Origin of the sequence: Bradyrhizobium sp. 190 (genome assembly GCF_023073415.1) — a bacterium.
Taxonomy (GTDB): Bacteria; Pseudomonadota; Alphaproteobacteria; order Rhizobiales; family Xanthobacteraceae; genus Bradyrhizobium.
Map to the genome: position 1 here is coordinate 884,034 of NZ_JADPJL010000008.1, position 17,854 is coordinate 901,887.

A 17,854-nucleotide genomic window follows, 5' to 3' on the forward strand; every position below is an offset into this window, starting at 1 on the left:
ACGTTCTGATAACGACGTAATCCAGTATTCAAGAATAGAGGTACGCTATGATTGAGCAAATCGGTATCGTAGGCGCAGGAACCATGGGCAACGGCATAGCGCAGGTGTGCGCCGCCGCCGGCCTTCCCGTCGTCATGACCGACATCTCCGATGCTGCGCTGACGCGCGGCATGTCCGTTGTCTCAAACAGCCTGGAGCGGCTCGTCAACAAGCAGAAGATGACCGATGCCGACCGGCAGGCCGCGCTGGCGCGGATCACGACGAGCACGGACACCGCGAAGTTTTCCACCTGCGATCTCGTCATCGAGGCGGCGACCGAGAATGAGGATTTGAAGGTCAAGATCCTGAAGGATCTCTGCACAAAGCTGCAGCCGCGGGCGCTGCTGGCCACCAACACCTCCTCGATCTCGATTACCAAGCTCGCCGCCGCGACCGACCGACCGGACCGATTCATCGGCCTGCACTTCTTCAATCCGGTGCCGCTGATGGCGCTGCTGGAATTGATCCGTGGCTTGCAGACGTCGGATGATACGCATGGCAAGGCGGAGGCCTTTGCAAAACGGATCGGCAAGGTATCCATCACGGCGAAGAACAGCCCCGGCTTTGCCGTCAACCGCATCCTGTGCCCGATGATCAACGAAGCGATCTTTGCGCTTCAGGAAGGCATCGCCACGGCGGAAGACCTCGACGCCGGCATGAAGCTCGGCTGCAACCACCCGATCGGCCCGCTGGCGCTGGCCGACATGATCGGTCTCGACACCATGCTGTCGGTGATGGAAGTCTTTTATGAGGGCTTCAACGATCCGAAATATCGCCCCGCGCCGCTGCTGAAGGAAATGGTCGCCGCCGGCCATCTCGGCCGCAAGACCGGGCAGGGGTTTTATAGCTACGGCAAGTGAGTGGGGCGGAAAGTAGGGTGGGCAAAGCGAAGCGTGCCCACCATTCAGTGTAACAAGTGGATAGATGGTGGGCACGGCGCGGTGCGCCTTTGCCCACCCTACGCAGTCATTTCGGATTGGGATCGACAAGCCCCTCGGCGGGGTTGTCCAGTTTGCCCGCGCGCGCCAGCGTTACCGCATTGCCGAGCGCGCGGGCGACGTTGATCGTCTCCTCCTGAAACTCCCGATCCTCATCGAGCGCTTGGTGCGAATTGGCGTAGGGCTCCATGTAGCCAATATAGCCGTCGGCTTCGCCGGTCCTGCCCGCCGAGATCAGCGCCATGTCGGTCAGCCAGTCCGAAAGGGAGCGGCGCAGCGTCTCTGCGCCCGCGCTGTCGCCGTGCACGACGAGCCCGAAATGTCGGCCGGCCAGGTGACGCGGATAGGGCCAGCCTTTCAGTTCGAGCGCCTTGGCCTGGTCGGCGTGCTTGCCATGCGTCGACGTCGGATCGGGATTGCCGCCATCGGCGCAGACCAGCCGGTCGATCATCGCCTTCAGCGCGGTCGGCGCGTGATACCAGTTCACCGGCGTCACGATCAGGATGCCGTGGGCTGCGACCCACAACGGATAGATCGCGTTCATCCAGTCGTCGGTCTGGCTCAGCGAATAGTTCGGATAGCAACTGCACGGCCAGTGGCAGAGCGGCATCGCGGTGGAGACGCAGGATTTGCAGGGATGAATTTGCCGGCCGTATTCCGACGCCAGGCGCGACAGGTCGAGGATGTCGACCGCGAATCCCATTTCGCCCAACACCGGTTCGGCGAGCTTGACCAGCCGCCAGCTCTTCGACATCTCGCCGGGACAGGTATGCTCGCTGCGCGCCGAGCCGTTGATGATGAGCATGCGCGGCTGCGCGGCCGCATCGTCGTGGCGCCGCTGCGCTTCAAGAATGGCCTCACGCGCGGCGAGCCAGTCCAGCGAGATTTCATATTCCGGATCGGCGAACCCGGGGCCGGCCTTGCGCGTCAGCGGGGCCTTTCGCGAATGGCTATAGGCATCCCACGCGGCCGCGACGATAGCGTCGAGTTCGCGCTGCAGCGGACGGAAGGCCGGATCGACGAAGCGCCTGCGATAGCGCTTCTCGAATTCCTCGCGCGGCAATTTGACGGGCGACATTCCCTTGCGAACATCCGGCTCCGCCATAGGCTGAATCCTCTCGTGCGTTGACTGCAACGAAGTCAACGTCGGACGTACAGCGGCAGTTCCCAGCGGGCGTCGGCGCGGCTAATCCGGATGCCACATCTCGAACAGCTCCTCAGCGCTGACGAGATCGATCTGTTCGTGAAACCTGGTCCGGTACATGGTCATCAGCGCATCGTGCCCGGTGTCGGAAGAGCTGCACAGCGCGTCCTGCACGATGACGACGCGGAAGCCGAGATCGACCGCGCCGAGCACGGTGGAGAGCACGCAGACGTCGGTCTCCGCGCCCGACACCACCACCGTCCCGACGTGCCGCTCCACCAGCAAATGACCGAGCCGTGAGCCGAAGAACGCCGAATAGGCGGGCTTGTCGACGACGAGCGCCGGCGGCGAGTAGCGCGCAAGCTCCGGCACGATATCAAGGGCGCCGGGTGCGAGATTGCTGCGCGTCGCGCGTTGCCATCTCGTGAAATAGGCCTGCCATTGACCGCGCCGGTCCTGCGGCCGCTCGGGCGTGATGAAGCGTGTGAATACCGTCCGCTCCCTGTAGCGCGCGCAGAGGTCCGAAATGACCGGCACTACCCTTTCCATCCATGGCGTTTCCCAAACGCCGCCTTTGGCGAAGATGTTCTGCATATCGATGCACAGATGCGCCGCGTCGCGAATGCCTTCCATGGACGACCTCTCACCTTGCTGGAAGGGCTAATTCGGTAAGCAAGAACTGGTTTCAATGGCGCCTCAAGGCCGCCGTGGCGCTCATTCTGCGGCGGACGAATGGCAGTCATGCCGGAACCATCCCGGATCGATCGCTGTTGGCGGCGCGCTTGTCCCTCCAGCCATCAACGTTTGTGGAGTAACCCCATGTTGAAACCTTTCGCGGTCGCTTCTGTTCTCCTGTTCGTCTTTTCTGTTGAAGCGAATGCGCGTCCTCAACACCGGCACCACGGTCACCGGGCGCATGGCTGGTGCGGCAGTTACTTAAGCAAATATCTTGGCAAACCGGATCGTCGCCTTGCGCTCGCGCGCTCTTGGGCGAACGAAGGCATGAATGCCGGCGGCCCCGGAATCGGCGTGGTGGTGGTCTGGCCGCATCACGTCGGGATCATTACCGGGCAAACACCTGACGGCCAGTGGATCGTTCATAGCGGCAACGATGGCGGCGCGGTTCGCACGCGAGCCCGATCGATCGCTCGCGCGATTGCATTCAGGCGCGTGTAGCGGACATACAGCGAGCGCGTAGGGTGGGCAAAGCGAAGCGTGCACACCATACAGAGTCACGATGGCCGCGAGATGTGGGCACGGCGCAGAGCGCCTTTGCCCCTACGAAACTGCACGATCCAAGCATCGGTGACGCCCCGCATGCAGCAATGCAAAGCCCGACAGTCGATCCGAACTGCCGGGCGAGCTATAATATCGATTGAGAGGAATAAGATCGATTGAGAGGAATGAGCCATTATCGAATCTTGATTCGGCGTGGTCTATCCGGGAAACCACGGTTCTGTTGCAGTTCCCGTCGGGAGGAACCGCACGCCCGTTTCCGCTGTTCGAAAATTGAATCGGAAGAAGCTACTCTCCCGCCTCGATCCACTCCGCCGCGCCGCGCCATAGCGTTTCGCGATGTTCGGACCTGAAAAATCCCATATGCCCGATCTTGGCGGCGCCGGTATCCGCCGGCGTCACCGTGACGATCTCGGGCTTGATCGAGGTAAATCCCGAGCACAGCAATTCGACCGCGGGCCGCGTCGCCCAGGGATCGTCGGTCATGCAGAGCGCGCGCAATGCGCCCTTGTAGTTCGGAAAGTTCTGCAAGGCTTCGAGCCTGGCGTCGTCGAACAGATAGCGCGGGCTCATCACCCAGCCGACCCATTGCAGGAACGCGTCCTTCGGCAGGTCCATGCCGAGGCCGGCCTTGCCTGGCATATAGCCGAGCGCGCGGGTGAGCGGGAGGCCTACAAAATTCAGCAGGGCGTAGACGCGGTAGCGCTCCGGCGCCGTCATCAGTTTCCAGTAGCCGGCTTGGGCGGCAATGAACAGCGCGTGCGAAATCTCCGAATTGTTCGGCAACAGCCCGAGCGCTTGGCCGCCGAACGAATGTCCGACATAGGCGAAGGGGAGCGCCTTGTAGCGCTCGCGCATCCAGGCGACCGTCGCCGTAATATCCTGTGCAGCCCAGTCCGACATCGAGGCCTTGAAGCCGACCAGCGATTTCGGCTGGTTGTTGCCGGTCAGCGCCTGCTGCCTGGAATCGCCGGTGCCGCGATAGTCGTAGGTCAAAACCGCGCAGCCGCGCTTGGCGAGATAGCCGGCAAAGCCCCGGTAGAGCTTGCGGGGGACCGCGGTCGCCGAATTGATCAGGACGGCGTGACGCTTGGCCCCGCGGGGCAGAAACAGCGTCGCGGCAAGGGGATATCCATCCGTCGCAGGCACCGTGATATCGTCGCTAAATACGTCGTCCAGCCCCGGCTCGGCCACCGTGTTCTCCTGCCAGTTTTGCGAGCGGCCACAGCAAAAGCGAAATCGGCTTTTGCCGCAAGGGCTTGTCAGGATTACTGGAAATCTAACTGGCGGTCGGCTAAAGGCCTGTGTATAACGCGGCCTTCACAATCGCTTGTAAGTAGCGGTTTTTGCTCAGGAGTTAACGTCATGTCCGAGCGGTGGACGCCCGATAGCTGGCGCACCAGGCCGGTGCTGCAGGTCCCCGACTATCCCGATGCCAAGGCATTGGCCGACGTCGAGGCGCAGCTCGCCACGTTTCCGCCACTGGTGTTTGCCGGCGAAGCCCGCAACCTGAAGAAAGCGCTGGCCCGGGTGGCTGCGGGCGAAGCCTTCCTGCTGCAGGGCGGCGATTGCGCCGAGAGCTTTGCCGAGCATGGCGCCAACAACATCCGCGACTTTTTCCGCGTGCTGCTGCAAATGGCGGTCGTCCTGACCTACGCCGGCGCGCTGCCGGTCGTGAAGGTCGGGCGCATCGCCGGACAATTCGCCAAGCCGCGCTCGTCGAATACCGAGAAGATCAACGGCGTCGAGCTACCGAGCTATCGCGGCGACATCATCAACGACATCGCCTTCACGGCGGAGTCGCGCATCCCGGATCCGCAGCGCCAATTGATGGCGTACCGTCAATCGGCGGCGACGCTCAATCTGCTCCGCGCCTTCGCGACCGGCGGTTTTGCCAATCTCGGCAGCGTGCATCAGTGGATGCTCGGTTTCCTCAAGGATTCGCCGCAGTCGCGCCGTTACAAGGAACTGGCGGACCGTATCTCGGATGCGCTGAATTTCATGCGCGCCTGTGGGCTGGATCTCGAAAGCCATCCCGAACTGCGCGCCACCGATTTCTACACCAGCCACGAAGCGCTGCTTTTGGGGTACGAGCAGGCCTTTACGCGGGTCGATTCCACCACCGGCGACTGGTACGCGACCTCGGGCCACATGATCTGGATCGGCGACCGCACCCGCCAACTTGACCACGGCCACGTCGAGTATTTCCGCGGCATCAAGAACCCGATCGGCCTGAAATGCGGCCCGTCGCTGAAGCCGGATGAGCTGTTGAAGCTGATCGACATCCTCAATCCCGACAACGAGCCCGGGCGGCTGACGCTGATCAACCGCTTCGGCTCCGACAAGGTCGGCGACCATCTCGCGCCGCTGATCCGCGCCGTGCAGCGGGAAGGGCGCGTCGTGGTCTGGTCCTGCGATCCCATGCACGGCAACACCATCACCTCGAACTCGGGCTACAAGACCCGCCCGTTCGACCGCGTGTTGTCGGAGGTGAAGTCGTTCTTCGCCATCCATGCGGCGGAGGGGACGCATGCCGGTGGCGTGCATTTGGAAATGACCGGGCAGGACGTCACCGAATGCATCGGCGGCGCCCGCGCCATCACCGACGAGGACCTCAACGACCGCTATCACACGGTCTGCGATCCCCGTCTCAATGCCGAACAATCGATCGACATGGCCTTTCTGATCGCCGAACTGCTCAAGCAGGAGCGGGCGGGCAAGGAAAAGCCGATGCCGGCCGCAGCGGGGCTTTGACTTGCTGCGACTCTGGCGGGCTACGATCAACACCCGTAACGGCCTCGCCTTTGCGATCCGCTCGGAGCAGGCCGTCCGCGAGGAACTTCTCGCGCTTGCGCTGTCGGTGCCGCTGGCCTGGCTGGTCGGCGCGAGCGTGATGCGCCGGGTTGAACTGGTCGCGGCGGTGGCTTTCGTTCTGGTGGTCGAGATCCTCAATACCGCGATCGAGAAGCTCGCCGACCGGCTCACCACCGACCACGATCCGCAGATCGGGCGGGTCAAGGACATGGGGTCGGCGGCGGTCGGCGTCGCGCTGTTGATGGCCGGGGCGTTCTGGCTGTTTGCCATCGCCGAACGCATAGGCGCGTTCTAGATATGCGGTACTGATCTGGGTCGGAACCGCATATCTAAGATATTGTTTTAAGGCGTTTTCTTCACGCGAACCGGTATCCACTTCGCTCGAAAACGCTATGAAGCAAGCATTTGCAGTTTGTTCTTGTGCGAGGCACCATCGCCCCATGACCGAACCCACCTTTACGATCACGCTGGCGCAGTTGAACCCGACGGTCGGCGACGTCACAGGAAACGCCGCCAAGGCGCGCGCCGCGCGCGACAAGGCAAAAATTGACGGCGCCGATCTCGTGGTGCTGCCCGAATTGTTCATCTGCGGCTACCCGCCGGAAGACCTGGTGCTGAAGCCCGCCTTCCAGACGGCCTGCCGCGCGGCGATCGAAGAGCTGGCGCGCGAGACCGAGGGCGGCGGCCCCGCGATGCTGATCGGCACGCCCTGGGTCGAGGATGGCAAGCTCTATAATGCCTGCGCGCTGCTCGATCAGGGCCGCATCGCAGCCCTTCGTTACAAGGCCAACTTGCCGAATTACGGCGTGTTCGATGAGAAGCGGCTGTTCGCGCGCGGTCCGGCCGCGGGGCCGGTTACGGTCAAGGGCGTCCGGGTCGGCGTTCCCATCTGCGAGGACATCTGGCTCGAAGAGTCCGAAGAATACGAGAATATCGTCGAATGCCTCGCCGAGACCGGCGCCGAAATTCTGGTCGTGCCGAACGGCTCGCCCTATGCGCGCGACAAGAACGATTTGCGGCTGTCGATCGCGGTCGCCCGCGTCACCGAGAGCGGCTTGCCGCTGGTCTATCTCAACCAGATCGGCGGGCAGGACGAACTGGTGTTCGATGGCGCCTCGTTTGCGCTCAACGCCGATCTTTCGGTCGCGGCGCAGTTGCCCGCGTTCGAGGAGAACATCACCACGCTGCGCTGGACCAAGAGCGTCGACGGCTGGCGCTGCTCCGCGCCGGTGGTGCCGCTGGTCGAGGGCGACAAGGCCGATTACGCCGCCTGCGTGCTGGGCCTGCGCGATTATGTCCGCAAGAACGGATTTCCCGGCGTATTGCTCGGCGTTTCCGGCGGCATCGATTCCGCGCTGTGCGCGGCGATCGCGGTCGATGCGCTCGGGGCGGACCAGGTTCGCGGCGTGATGCTGCCGTTCCGGTTCACCGCGCAGGTCTCGCTCGACGATGCGGCAAAACTCGCGAAAGCGCTCGGCATTCGCTACGACGTGCTGCCGATCGCCGACGCCGTCAACGGGTTCGAAAAGATCCTGTCCGGCCCGTTCGCCGGCCTGCCGCGCGACATCACCGAGGAGAATTTGCAGGCGCGTACCCGCGGCACGTTGCTGATGGCGATTTCGAACAAGACCGGCGCGATGGTGGTGACGACCGGCAACAAGTCGGAAATGTCGGTCGGTTACGCCACGCTGTATGGCGACATGAACGGCGGCTTCAATCCGATCAAGGACATCTACAAGACCGAAGTGTTCCGCCTGTCGAGCCTGCGCAATGAATGGAAGCCGGACGGCTCGCTGGGACCTTTGGGCGAGGTGATCCCGGTCAACATCATCGTGCGGCCGCCGACGGCGGAGTTGCGCGAGAACCAGACCGACCAGGATTCGCTGCCGCCCTATGAGGTGCTCGATGCCATCCTGGAGCGGCTGGTGGAGCGGGAGGAGCCGCTCGCCTCGATCATCGCGGCCGGTTTCCCGGCTGACGTGGTGACGCGGATCGACCGGTTGCTCAACGTCGCCGAATACAAGCGGCGGCAGGCCGCACCTGGCGTCAAGGTCACGGAAAAGAATTTTGGCCGCGACCGCCGCTATCCCATCACTAACCGCTTCCGTGACAATGGCAGGGCGTTGCCCGCGCCTGACGAGAAACTGGTCGCCCGCGCTGGACGTGCATCGGCGGACGTATTTGACGGATAAACGCTATCAATTGCGAACAGGCATCGCGCCCTGATCTCGCCCGGCGACGGCTTTTCCTACGTCGCTGGCGCGAAGAACAAGACCCGGATGAGGTGCGTGTAGTCGGATTCGAACACCATGATCGCCACGAACACCATCACCAGCACCGGCGGCAACAGGATGGCGTAGACCAGGGCCAGCCGCTCCCAGGCCATATGCATGAAGACGGCGACGATCAGGCCCGCCTTCAACATCATGAACAACAGGATCAGGGACCATCTGAGATAGCCCTGGAGGTGGAAGTAGTCGACGAGATAGGAGCAGGCGCTGAGGACGAACAACCAGCCCCAGACCACGAGATAGAGCTTGATCGGGTGCTGCTGCCCCTTGTCGTGCACGGCTCCAGTTGCGATTGCATCATGCGCATGCGTTTGCAGCGAAGGTTGTTGTGCTTCCAAATGTACCGCCACGTTTGTCATGCGCCGACCTCACCAAAGATAAAAGAAGGCAAAGATGAACACCCACACGAGATCGACGAAGTGCCAGTAGAGGCCCATGATTTCGACGATCTCGTACTGTCCCTTTCTGCTCGTGAAGAAGCCGCGCCTTTCGACGTCGAAGTCTCCCCGCCAGACCTTTCGCGCGATGGCGACCAGGAAAATCACGCCGAACGTCACGTGAGTGCCGTGGAAGCCGGTGATCATGAAAAAGCTTGCGCCAAACTGCGGTGCACCCCAGGGGTTTTCCCAAGGCCGCACGCCTTCCATGATCAGCTTGGTCCATTCGAAGGCCTGCATTCCGACGAACGTTGCACCAAGTGCCGCCGTGACCAGCATCAATACCGCGGTCTTGGTGCGATCACGGCGGTAGCCGAAATTGACGGCCATCGCCATCGTCCCGCTGCTGCTGATCAGGACGAAGGTCATGATGGCGATCAGGATGAGTGGGATATGATGCCCGCCAATCGTGAGAGCGAATACCTCACTCGGATTCGGCCACGGCACGGTCGTGGACATTCGCGCGGTCATGTAGGACAGCAGAAAACAGCTAAAGATAAAGGTGTCGCTCAGGAGGAAGATCCACATCATGGCCTTCCCCCAGGAGACATTCTTGAATGCGCGCTGATCCGAGGACCAGTCGTCAGCAATGCCCTGCCAGCCGGTAGCTCGCGCGGCCGATTCTTCCGGGTTTGTCAGCGCAGTCTCTGCCATCTGGTCTCTCCTAGCTGAGCAACCGCCGACAGATGTCGACGAAATCGTCTGTCCAGCCCGTCAACAGACCAAGCAAGACCAGCCAGACCAACAGCAGGAAATGCCAGTAGATCGTGCAGAGCTCCACGCTCAGGCGCAGCTGGGCCATCTCGGCGCCACGCCACACCTTGGCGGTCGTTCTGCCGAGCGCCACCAGGCCGCCCATCAAGTGCAGCCCGTGCGCCGCGGTGATCATGTAGAAGAAGGAATTGGCTGGATTGGACGCGACGAAATAGCCCGCGGCCCTCAGCTGTTGCCACGCCAACAATTGCCCCACCAGGAATGTAACGGCGGATGCTCCCCCTGCGCATAGGCCGACGATTACACCGTTCATGTTGTCTCGGCGTGTGGCCACGTACGCCCATTGCAGCGCGACACTGCTCAAGACCAGGACGCCGGTGTTGAACCACAGCAGCGCAGGCACGGGCATCGCGCGCCAGTCCACCATGTTCATGCGCATGGAGTAAGCGCTGGTGAAGAGTGCGAACAGCGAGCCGGCGACAGCGAGAAACACTCCCAGCCCGATCTTCGCTGCGGGCCAGGTCATCGCGCCGGTGCCGGGAAAGTCACCAATCCCGCCTTCTTCCAGCCAGGGCTTGGCCATCAGCCGTTGCTGCGAAAGCCACCATCCGGCGATGACCGCTATTACAGCCATGAACAGGATGATGGCGCTCACGGCGCAGCTCCCTGAAGGGCCGGCGTCGCGCGTGGCTGGTTCTGCGGAATGAAGTCCTGCGCAGCACCGGGCACGCTGTAGTCATACGCCCATCGATAGACCACCGGGAGCTCCTTGCCCCAGTTGCCGTGTCCGGGCGGGGTCTCCGGCGTCTGCCACTCCAGTGTTGTCGCCCGCCATGGATTGCCGCCTGAAGCCTTACCCTTGAACAGGCTCCAGACAAGATTGAAAAGGAACACCATCTGGGCGAAGCCCACGATCAAGGCCACCACGGTGATGAAGGCATTGAGCGTATGGACGTTCGGCGTGATGAACGCCGCTTCGCCAAGGTCGTGATACCGGCGCGGAACTCCCTGCAGCCCGAGGTAATGCATGGGGAAGAAGATCAGATAGGCGCCGAGGAACGTGACCCAGAAATGAAACTTGCCCATCCAGTCATCCAGCATCCGCCCCGTTACCTTGGGGTACCAATGATAGATCGCGCCCAGCACGACCATGATCGGCGCCACGCCCATCACCATGTGGAAATGCGCGACGACGAACATGGTATCCGACAGCGGGACATCGACGACGACGTTGCCGAGGAAGAGGCCGGTGAGCCCGCCGTTCACGAATGTTATGATGAAGCCGAGGGCGAACAGCATCGGGACCGTGAGATGGATGTCGCCGCGCCACAGGGTCAGTACCCAGTTGTAGACCTTGATGGCGGTTGGGATGGCGATGATGAGTGTCGTCGTGGCGAAGAAGAACCCGAAATGCGGGTGCATGCCGCTCACATACATGTGGTGCGCCCATACGACGAAACTGAGCGCGCCGATTCCCACGATCGCCCAGACCATCATGCGATAGCCGAAGATGTTCTTTCGCGCGTGGGTGCTGATCAGATCGGAGACGATGCCGAAGGCGGGCAGGGCGACGATATAGACCTCAGGATGGCCGAAGAACCAGAACAGGTGCTGGAACAGGATCGGGCTGCCGCCGCCATACTTCATCTGCTGGCCCATCTCGATGAGTGCGGGCATGAAGAAGCTGGTTCCCAGCAAGCGGTCGAACAGCATCATGACAGAGGCGACGAACAGCGCCGGGAAAGCCAGCAGCGCCATCACGGTGGCTGTGAAAATGCCCCACACGGTGAGGGGCAAACGCATCAACGTCATGCCGCGCGTGCGCGCCTGCAGCACGGTCACTACGTAGTTCAGCCCGCCCATGGTGAAGCCGATGATGAACAGGATCAGCGACGCCAGCATCAGAACGATGCCCCAATCCTGCCCGGGGGTGCCGGAGAGAATCGCCTGCGGCGGGTATAGCGTCCAGCCGGCACCGGTTGGCCCGCCGGGCACGAAGAAGGTCGACGCCAGCACCACAACTGCGAGCAGGTAGACCCAGTAGCTCAGCATGTTCACGTAAGGGAACACCATGTCCCGAGCGCCGACCATCAGCGGGATCAGGTAGTTGCCGAAGCCTCCCAGAAACAATGCCGTGAGCAGGTAGATCACCATGATCATGCCGTGCATGGTGATGAACTGGAGATATTGATTTGCATCGATGAAGGAGAATGTGCCGGGAAATCCCAGTTGCAGCCGCATCATCCACGACAGCACCAGGGCCACCAGCCCGATTGCCGTCGCCGTCAGCGAGTACTGGATGGCGATGACTTTGGCGTCCTGCGAAAAGACATACTGCGTCCACCAGCTTTTGGGGTGATAGAGCTCAACCTCCGGCACTTCTGCAGGCGGGGCGTCCGCGATTGCGTCATACGGGACATCGACCATTGAATTACCTCCCGGTCGTTTCTTCCATCAGGGCGCGATGAGCGGGTCTTGCGCGCCCAATCCATCTTCGCGGCAGCATTTCTTATTTGCCGCCGGATTCGTACGTCGCCCTCTTAACGGCGCTTCGGCCTGACAATTCCGCAAACGTCTTCTGCTTCTCCAGCCAGGCCCGATAGTCGCTCTCTTCGTCGACGAAAACCTTGGCGCGCATCTGCGCGTGCGCCGCGCCGCACAGCTCAGCGCAGAGAACATCAAACGTGCCGGTTCGGATCGGGGTCATCCAGAAATAGGTGACCATGCCCGGGACCATGTCCATCTTGGCGCGGAACTCGGGCACATAGAAATCGTGCAGGACATCGAGGGAGCGAAGCAAAACCTTGACCGGCTTCCCGATGGGGAGGTGCAAGTCGTCGCTTGCGATGACAACGTCGTCTTGCCCGTGCTGATCGTCGGGGTTCAAGCCCATGGGGTTGTCGGAGCTGACGTAGCGAACATCGGTTGTGCCCATCCGGCCGTCCTTGCCGGGGAGGCGGAAGCTCCAGCTCCATTGCTGGCCCATGACTTCGATCTCGGTAGCGTCGGCCGGAACCGTGACGTACTGGTGCCAGACCACCAGGCCGGGCGCCAACATGGCGCCAACGCCGATCGCGGTGCCTATGGTGAGCCACCATTCGAGCTTTTTGTTTTCGGGATTGTAGGCTGCCTGCCTTCCTTCCTTGTGATGGAAGCGGAAGACGCAATAGGCCATGAACGCGATCACCGCGAAGAAAACCGCCCCGGTGATCCAGAAGGTTATGTTGATGGTGTCGTCAATGTAGCGCCAGTTGGTGGCGATCGGCGTCCACCACCACGGGCTGTAGATGTGAAACAGCACCGAGCCGACTGCGACCAGAAGCAGTACGATAGCGACAACCATCCCTCGCTCCTTCTTGCCATTAAAGGCAACGGAGTCGAATCAGAGGGCGGAGCACACACCTTGTCTTGATGGCCGACTTCACATGCGCCATCGCAATGTGTCTTGCCTCGCCCATTTGACCGCGGTCGCGACATCTAACCGTGGCACGGAGCACACGTTACGACCGCAATTCACCAGATCCGGGCGTCGGAAGTCAGGATGGTACGCGTCGGGGCTGGCGTCAATAGATCACTTGAGCGTCGGGCTGCTGCGCTGATGCAGCAGGCGGGCGAGTGCGAGCCGGCGTTTGATGATGACGCAATGCAACTAATGACCGGCAGCGTGCACAATTCGCCCAACCGTAAGCGCTATTTCGCGAGTGCTATTTGAAGCCAATCGCGCTAAACTTGTTGTGCAAGGTCGCGACAGGTTTCGTCCGGCTAAGACCTTTTCGATGAATTTGGGTTTGCCGTACTCGGCTCGACCGCGACTCTCGCACATCAATGCGGAGACACGCGGGTTGCGGCGTCGTTTTGACCGCCGCTTCTGCGAGCACGGGAGGTTGCGTCTATGGCCACCACGTATTCTGACAACATCGCAAAGGTTGGACGTCACGTTTTCGGCGACGCCGCCACATATCCCATTCGCAAGATCGAACTATCCGACCTGGGCGAGGCGTTGCGCCTGGGCTGGGAAGACTTCAAGGCGATGCCAAGTCACGCGGTGGTCGTGTGCGTGATTTATCCCGTTCTCGGTATTGCTCTGTTCAGGATGGTCCTTGGCTATTCGGTGCTGCCGCTGCTGTTTCCGCTGGCTGCCGGGTTTGCCTTGCTTGGACCCTTTGCCGCGATTGGTCTCTATGAGCTCAGCCGCCGCCGCGAGCGCGGCGAGGAGGTCAGCGTGTCGGATGCGCTTCACGTGCTGCGCGCTCCGGCTTTCGGCGGCATGATCGAACTCGGCGTTCTCCTGCTCGTTCTGTTCGGGGCTTGGATCGGCGTAGCGAACGCTATCTACGTCGAAATCTTTGGCCACGCTCCGGCCGCGAGTATCCCTGACTTCGCAACGCGCGTCCTGACGACGGCGGACGGATGGTTGCTCATCATCATCGGTTGCGGCGTTGGTTTCCTGTTCGCGGTCGTTTCGCTGTGCGTCAGTGTCGTGTCGTTTCCGTTGATGCTCGACCGGCATGCCACGGCGATCGACGCCATCCGGACGTCGCTGCGGGCTGTGATGATGAATCCGATTCCGATGGCCGGGTGGGGGCTGATTGTCGCGGCGCTGCTGGTGATCGGTTCGATACCGTTGTTCGTCGGTCTCGCCGTCGTTCTGCCGGTGCTCGGCCACGCCACCTGGCATCTGTACCGGAAAGTGGTGGAGCCGGATCCCAATCCGCCACAGGAAGAGCCCCGCCTGCGGAAGGGACACCGCTACGCGGCGGACTTCCCGGCCAATCTCTTCCCGTGGAGCCGGGAACGCTAGAAGTAGCCGCGAGATTTGAGCCCAGGACCGCCGGAAGCGTTCGAGGGGCAGGGCGTCTATTGCTTCGGCGCGACGAAGGTCGGGCCGACGGTGCGGATCTTGTCCTTGTCGCCGGCGGTCGCGGTCGTATCGGCAGGCGGCGGTGCCGCGGCGGTGGAGGGCGCGGGCGCCGTGCCTTTCTTGGGAGCGGGCGGGCCCTTCGGCTGTGCGCGCTGCTGCATCCGCTTGGCGCTCTCCTCGGTGACGATGATGTCGCCTTGTTCGACCCCGGCCCTGTCGTCGACCGACTTCAGCGCTTCCGACCAGGTCTGGCCTGCGGCCTTGCAGGCGCAGGACGCGTTGAACTCGGTGCGGAATTTGAATGCGTTGGGCAGCGACGTATAAGCTTGGCCGTTGATCGAGACGGCCTGGTTGATGTCCTCGCCAGGATTGCGGTAGGTGAACAGCGTCGCTTCCGTCGCCGGGCAAAGTGCCTTGCAGGTCCTCTCGTCGTCCTGAAAGCGCGCCTGGTAGGTGGCGAACGACACCGGGAAATAACCGCCGTCGCAGGTGCGGACGCAGACGGTGCGGAAGGTGCCGGACGGCGCGCCGAGGTCGGCACTGGGCGGCGGCAGCGTCTGGTTGTTGCCGAACAGACTGTCGATGAAGTTGCCGGGGCCGCGCGCGGCGGCGGCATATTGCGGGCCGCAATTGTTCTGCCCGAGCGCCGTCAGCACCGAGCGGCGCTGGTTTTCGCGGTCGGCGCCGCCGATGCCGCCGCTGCGCAGCCGCTCCAGGCTGGTGGTGATCTGGTCGAGATTGGCGCGCATCTGCTGAATCTGGTTGTTGACTGGACCGCACTGCGCCGAGCGGCCATTGAATAGCGAGAAGAAGCCCGAGCTTTCGCAGCCCATCCGCTTGGCCTGTAGCGTGACCCGATCGAGTTCGGCCTGTTGCTTGGCCTGGGCTTCCTGATAGCGGCGGATCTGTTCATCCTTGGCGGGGTCGCCGGTGCCGGCGCCACGGTCGATGGTCGCCAATTGTCCTTCGAGCCGGATGCAGATCGGATTGGCCTGCGCGCCCTGCTGCTGCGGAGGCGCGGCGTCCTGGTTCATCTGCGCCATGGCGTCGTCGTTCGTCTGCGCCAAAGCGGGCGCGCCCGGGCTGGCGATACCGAGCAGGACGGCGCAGGTCAAAATCCGAAGCGAAAGGGGAACGTTGCGAATTTTCAGCATATCCGGCCATGAGAGAGCTGATCCGCGCGGCTTGTCAGCCTGATGGCGCGGCCAAGGCAGCGTTCTGCGGCCAAGGCCGCATGCAATACCTGCTTCTCGGGGCAGCGTCACGTCGTTTCCGGGGCGCAGATGTGGCAAACCGGCCCTTGATTCTTCGGGATAATCGTCTCTAGCGCTGGCAGGTGATGGCGACGTATTCGACACAGCCGTGGCCAGAGCATTTATCGCCGCCGCCGCTCGGAACCGCGCCGGTGACTTCGCCGGGATCGATGCGGCGATAGGCGGTGGCTTGCGCAAAATCCCGTGAGTGACAGTAGGAGCGGGCGGCATGGGCGCCGCATTTGTCGCCCCTGGCGAGGCACTCGTCGACGCCGTAACCGTCCGCCTGATTGGCCACGATGAAGACGCGACTGTCGGCGGAAGCGACCGAAGAGGCGGCAAGCAGGAAGGCACTTGCCAGCAAGGTACTGGCAATGAGTGCTGAGGAAAGTCGCATGGATGACACCGGCAGGGGACGAGGGATCGCTCCCGCACAGATAGGCCCAAAAGGTTAATAATGATTAACCATGAGCCCGAATGGCGGCAGCGAATGGCGGGGTTCGACGGCCTGATCGGCCCCAAATCGGGCACAAGCAAGGCCTTGACGACGTCCGCCCGATACCGCAATGGTGGAACCATGAACGGTCTCCTCGCCATCTGCAGCATTTGCCGCGAGATTATTAGCTAGCGATTCGCTGGCTGAGGCCGTCTTTTCTCAAAAACTGAGATCACTGGACGCCCGGCCGCAACGGATGGGTTCTCCATGGAACTGCGACTCTACGATACGTTGACGAAGGAGAAGCGGCCGTTCACGCCGCTCGCTGCCGATAACGTCCGCATGTATGCCTGCGGACCGACGGTCTATGACTTCGCCCATATCGGCAACGGCCGCGCGGCAATCGTGTTCGACGTGCTGTTCCGCGTGCTGCGTCATCGCTATGGCGCTGATCACGTGAAGTACGTTCGCAACATCACCGACGTCGACGACAAGATCAACGTCCGCGCCGCGCGCGATTATCCCGGCGTGCCCTTGAACGAGGCGATCCGCAAGGTCACCGAAGAGACCTATCGGCAGTATCAGGACGACGTCACCGCGCTTGGCTGCTTGGCCCCGACGGTCCAGCCGCGCGCGACCGAACATATCCCGGAGATGCGGGCGATCATCGAGAAGCTCGTGGCCGGCGGCTTTGCCTATGTTGCCGAAGACCATGTGCTGTTCTCGCCGCAGGCTATGAACGAAGCCAATTCCGTGATGCCGCGCTATGGCGCATTGTCGAAACGCTCGCTCGACGAGATGATCGCGGGCGCCCGCGTGGACGTCGCGCCCTACAAGCGCGACAATACCGACTTCGTGCTGTGGAAGCCGTCGAAGCCGGGCGAGCCGTCGTGGCCGTCGCCATCGGGGATCAAGGCGGAAGGCCGCCCCGGCTGGCATATCGAATGCTCGGCGATGGCCTGGAAGCATCTCGGCGAAAAATTTGACATTCATGGCGGCGGCATCGACCTGGTGTTTCCGCACCATGAGAACGAACTTGCGCAGACCTGCTGCGCTTTTCATTCCGACCGCATGGCGAATGTCTGGATGCACAACGGCTTCCTGCAGCTCGAAAGCGAGAAGATGTCGAAGTCGCTCGGCAACTTCTTCACGATCCGCGAACTGCTGGCCGATTGGCCGGGCGAGGTGCTGCGTCTGGGCATGCTCAAGACGCATTATCGCTCGCCGCTCGACTGGACCCTGAAGGGGGCGGAAGAGAGCGCCAGGACGCTCGATGATTGGTACGCGGTCGCAGCCGACGCCGAGGGTGGTCAACCGTCGCAGGCCATGGTCGAGGCGCTCTATGACGACCTCAACACGGCGCAGGCCATGGCTGTCCTGCACGGCCTGCGCAATGCGGCGGCGTCTGGCGGCGCGCGCGAACGCGGCCAGTTCGCGGCCTCGCTTCGGCTGCTCGGATTCCTCTCGATCAGTGCTGCGGCGTGGAAGGGACGCAAGCAGCAGGCGAGCGGCATCGATCCGCAACAGGTCGATCGCCTGATCGCGGAGCGCGCGGCGGCGCGCGCGCGAAAGGATTTCAATGAGTCCGATCGCATCCGCGACGAACTGGCCGCGATGGGCGTCGCCATCAAGGACGGCAAGGATGCCGACGGAAAACCTGTAACTACATGGGAGGTCGCGTGATGGAAGAA

General features: G+C 62.3%; 17 protein-coding genes. 7 read left to right on the top strand and 10 right to left on the bottom strand.

The window, feature by feature from the left end:
- Positions 1-47: 47 nt before the first annotated feature.
- The gene (locus IVB22_RS08060) at positions 48-899 is read left to right on the top strand and encodes a 3-hydroxybutyryl-CoA dehydrogenase (RefSeq protein WP_247516757.1); all 852 of its coding nucleotides are present in this window, start codon (positions 48-50) and stop codon (positions 897-899) included.
- A gap of 106 nt (positions 900-1,005) precedes the next feature.
- On the opposite strand, the gene IVB22_RS08065 is transcribed toward IVB22_RS08060, so the two are convergent.
- Entirely contained in the window at positions 1,006-2,082 is a 1,077-nt protein-coding gene (locus IVB22_RS08065) for a flavodoxin family protein (RefSeq protein WP_247516758.1), read from the bottom strand.
- Positions 2,083-2,163: 81 nt separating this feature from the next.
- A complete protein-coding gene (locus IVB22_RS08070; RefSeq protein ID WP_247516759.1) occupies positions 2,164-2,754 on the bottom strand; it encodes a cysteine hydrolase family protein in 591 nt (196 codons plus the stop codon).
- A gap of 99 nt (positions 2,755-2,853) precedes the next feature.
- Here IVB22_RS08070 and IVB22_RS08075 point away from each other — a divergent pair, with 99 nt between their 5' ends.
- Positions 2,854-3,297: a hypothetical protein gene (locus IVB22_RS08075; RefSeq protein ID WP_247516760.1), complete on the top strand. Its 444-nt coding sequence runs from the start codon at positions 2,854-2,856 to the stop codon at positions 3,295-3,297.
- A 348-nt stretch (positions 3,298-3,645) separates the two neighbouring features.
- Here the strand turns inward: IVB22_RS08075 and IVB22_RS08080 are convergent, their stop codons facing one another.
- Complete coding sequence (locus IVB22_RS08080; protein WP_247516761.1) at positions 3,646-4,551, bottom strand: alpha/beta fold hydrolase; 906 nt, start codon at positions 4,549-4,551, stop codon at positions 3,646-3,648.
- A 171-nt stretch (positions 4,552-4,722) separates the two neighbouring features.
- Between IVB22_RS08080 and IVB22_RS08085 the strand changes: the two genes are divergently transcribed.
- The 3 genes from IVB22_RS08085 (at position 4,723) to IVB22_RS08095 (ending at position 8,363) form a co-directional block, all read left to right on the top strand.
- A complete protein-coding gene (locus IVB22_RS08085; protein WP_214487071.1) occupies positions 4,723-6,111 on the top strand; it encodes a class II 3-deoxy-7-phosphoheptulonate synthase in 1,389 nt (462 codons plus the stop codon).
- A gap of 1 nt (position 6,112) precedes the next feature.
- Positions 6,113-6,466 carry a diacylglycerol kinase gene (locus IVB22_RS08090; RefSeq protein WP_247516762.1) on the top strand — a complete coding sequence of 118 codons (354 nt, stop codon included), beginning with the start codon at positions 6,113-6,115 and terminating at the stop codon, positions 6,464-6,466.
- 145 nt (positions 6,467-6,611) lie between these two features.
- On the top strand, positions 6,612-8,363 hold the full coding sequence (locus IVB22_RS08095; RefSeq protein ID WP_247516763.1) for an NAD+ synthase: 1,752 nt from the start codon (positions 6,612-6,614) through the stop codon (positions 8,361-8,363).
- Between the two features lie 56 nt (positions 8,364-8,419).
- On the opposite strand, the gene IVB22_RS08100 is transcribed toward IVB22_RS08095, so the two are convergent.
- The 5 genes from IVB22_RS08100 to IVB22_RS08120 all read right to left on the bottom strand — a co-directional run bounded on the left by IVB22_RS08100 (position 8,420) and on the right by IVB22_RS08120 (position 12,956).
- Positions 8,420-8,821, bottom strand: coding sequence for a cytochrome C oxidase subunit IV family protein (locus IVB22_RS08100; RefSeq protein ID WP_247516764.1), 402 nt, complete (start codon positions 8,819-8,821; stop codon positions 8,420-8,422).
- Positions 8,822-8,830: 9 nt separating this feature from the next.
- On the bottom strand, positions 8,831-9,553 hold the full coding sequence (locus IVB22_RS08105) for a heme-copper oxidase subunit III family protein (protein WP_247516765.1): 723 nt from the start codon (positions 9,551-9,553) through the stop codon (positions 8,831-8,833).
- 10 nt (positions 9,554-9,563) lie between these two features.
- Positions 9,564-10,268 (bottom strand): cytochrome c oxidase subunit 3, encoded by a 705-nt coding sequence (locus IVB22_RS08110; RefSeq protein ID WP_247516766.1) that lies wholly within the window; start codon positions 10,266-10,268, stop codon positions 9,564-9,566.
- Positions 10,265-12,040 carry a cbb3-type cytochrome c oxidase subunit I gene (locus IVB22_RS08115; protein ID WP_247516767.1) on the bottom strand — a complete coding sequence of 592 codons (1,776 nt, stop codon included), beginning with the start codon at positions 12,038-12,040 and terminating at the stop codon, positions 10,265-10,267. The genes IVB22_RS08110 and IVB22_RS08115 overlap by 4 nt, the downstream gene beginning before the upstream one ends.
- A gap of 82 nt (positions 12,041-12,122) precedes the next feature.
- A complete protein-coding gene (locus IVB22_RS08120) occupies positions 12,123-12,956 on the bottom strand; it encodes a cytochrome c oxidase subunit II (RefSeq protein ID WP_247516768.1) in 834 nt (277 codons plus the stop codon).
- Between the two features lie 549 nt (positions 12,957-13,505).
- Between IVB22_RS08120 and IVB22_RS08125 the strand changes: the two genes are divergently transcribed.
- Positions 13,506-14,414 carry a DUF2189 domain-containing protein gene (locus IVB22_RS08125; RefSeq protein WP_247516769.1) on the top strand — a complete coding sequence of 303 codons (909 nt, stop codon included), beginning with the start codon at positions 13,506-13,508 and terminating at the stop codon, positions 14,412-14,414.
- Between the two features lie 56 nt (positions 14,415-14,470).
- Here the strand turns inward: IVB22_RS08125 and IVB22_RS08130 are convergent, their stop codons facing one another.
- Positions 14,471-15,628: a DUF2865 domain-containing protein gene (locus IVB22_RS08130; protein ID WP_247516979.1), complete on the bottom strand. Its 1,158-nt coding sequence runs from the start codon at positions 15,626-15,628 to the stop codon at positions 14,471-14,473.
- Positions 15,629-15,797: 169 nt separating this feature from the next.
- A complete protein-coding gene (locus IVB22_RS08135; protein WP_247516770.1) occupies positions 15,798-16,124 on the bottom strand; it encodes a hypothetical protein in 327 nt (108 codons plus the stop codon).
- 306 nt (positions 16,125-16,430) lie between these two features.
- Here IVB22_RS08135 and cysS point away from each other — a divergent pair, with 306 nt between their 5' ends.
- Positions 16,431-17,846 carry a cysteine--tRNA ligase gene (cysS, locus tag IVB22_RS08140; protein WP_247516771.1) on the top strand — a complete coding sequence of 472 codons (1,416 nt, stop codon included), beginning with the start codon at positions 16,431-16,433 and terminating at the stop codon, positions 17,844-17,846.
- Positions 17,847-17,854 lie beyond the last annotated feature (8 nt).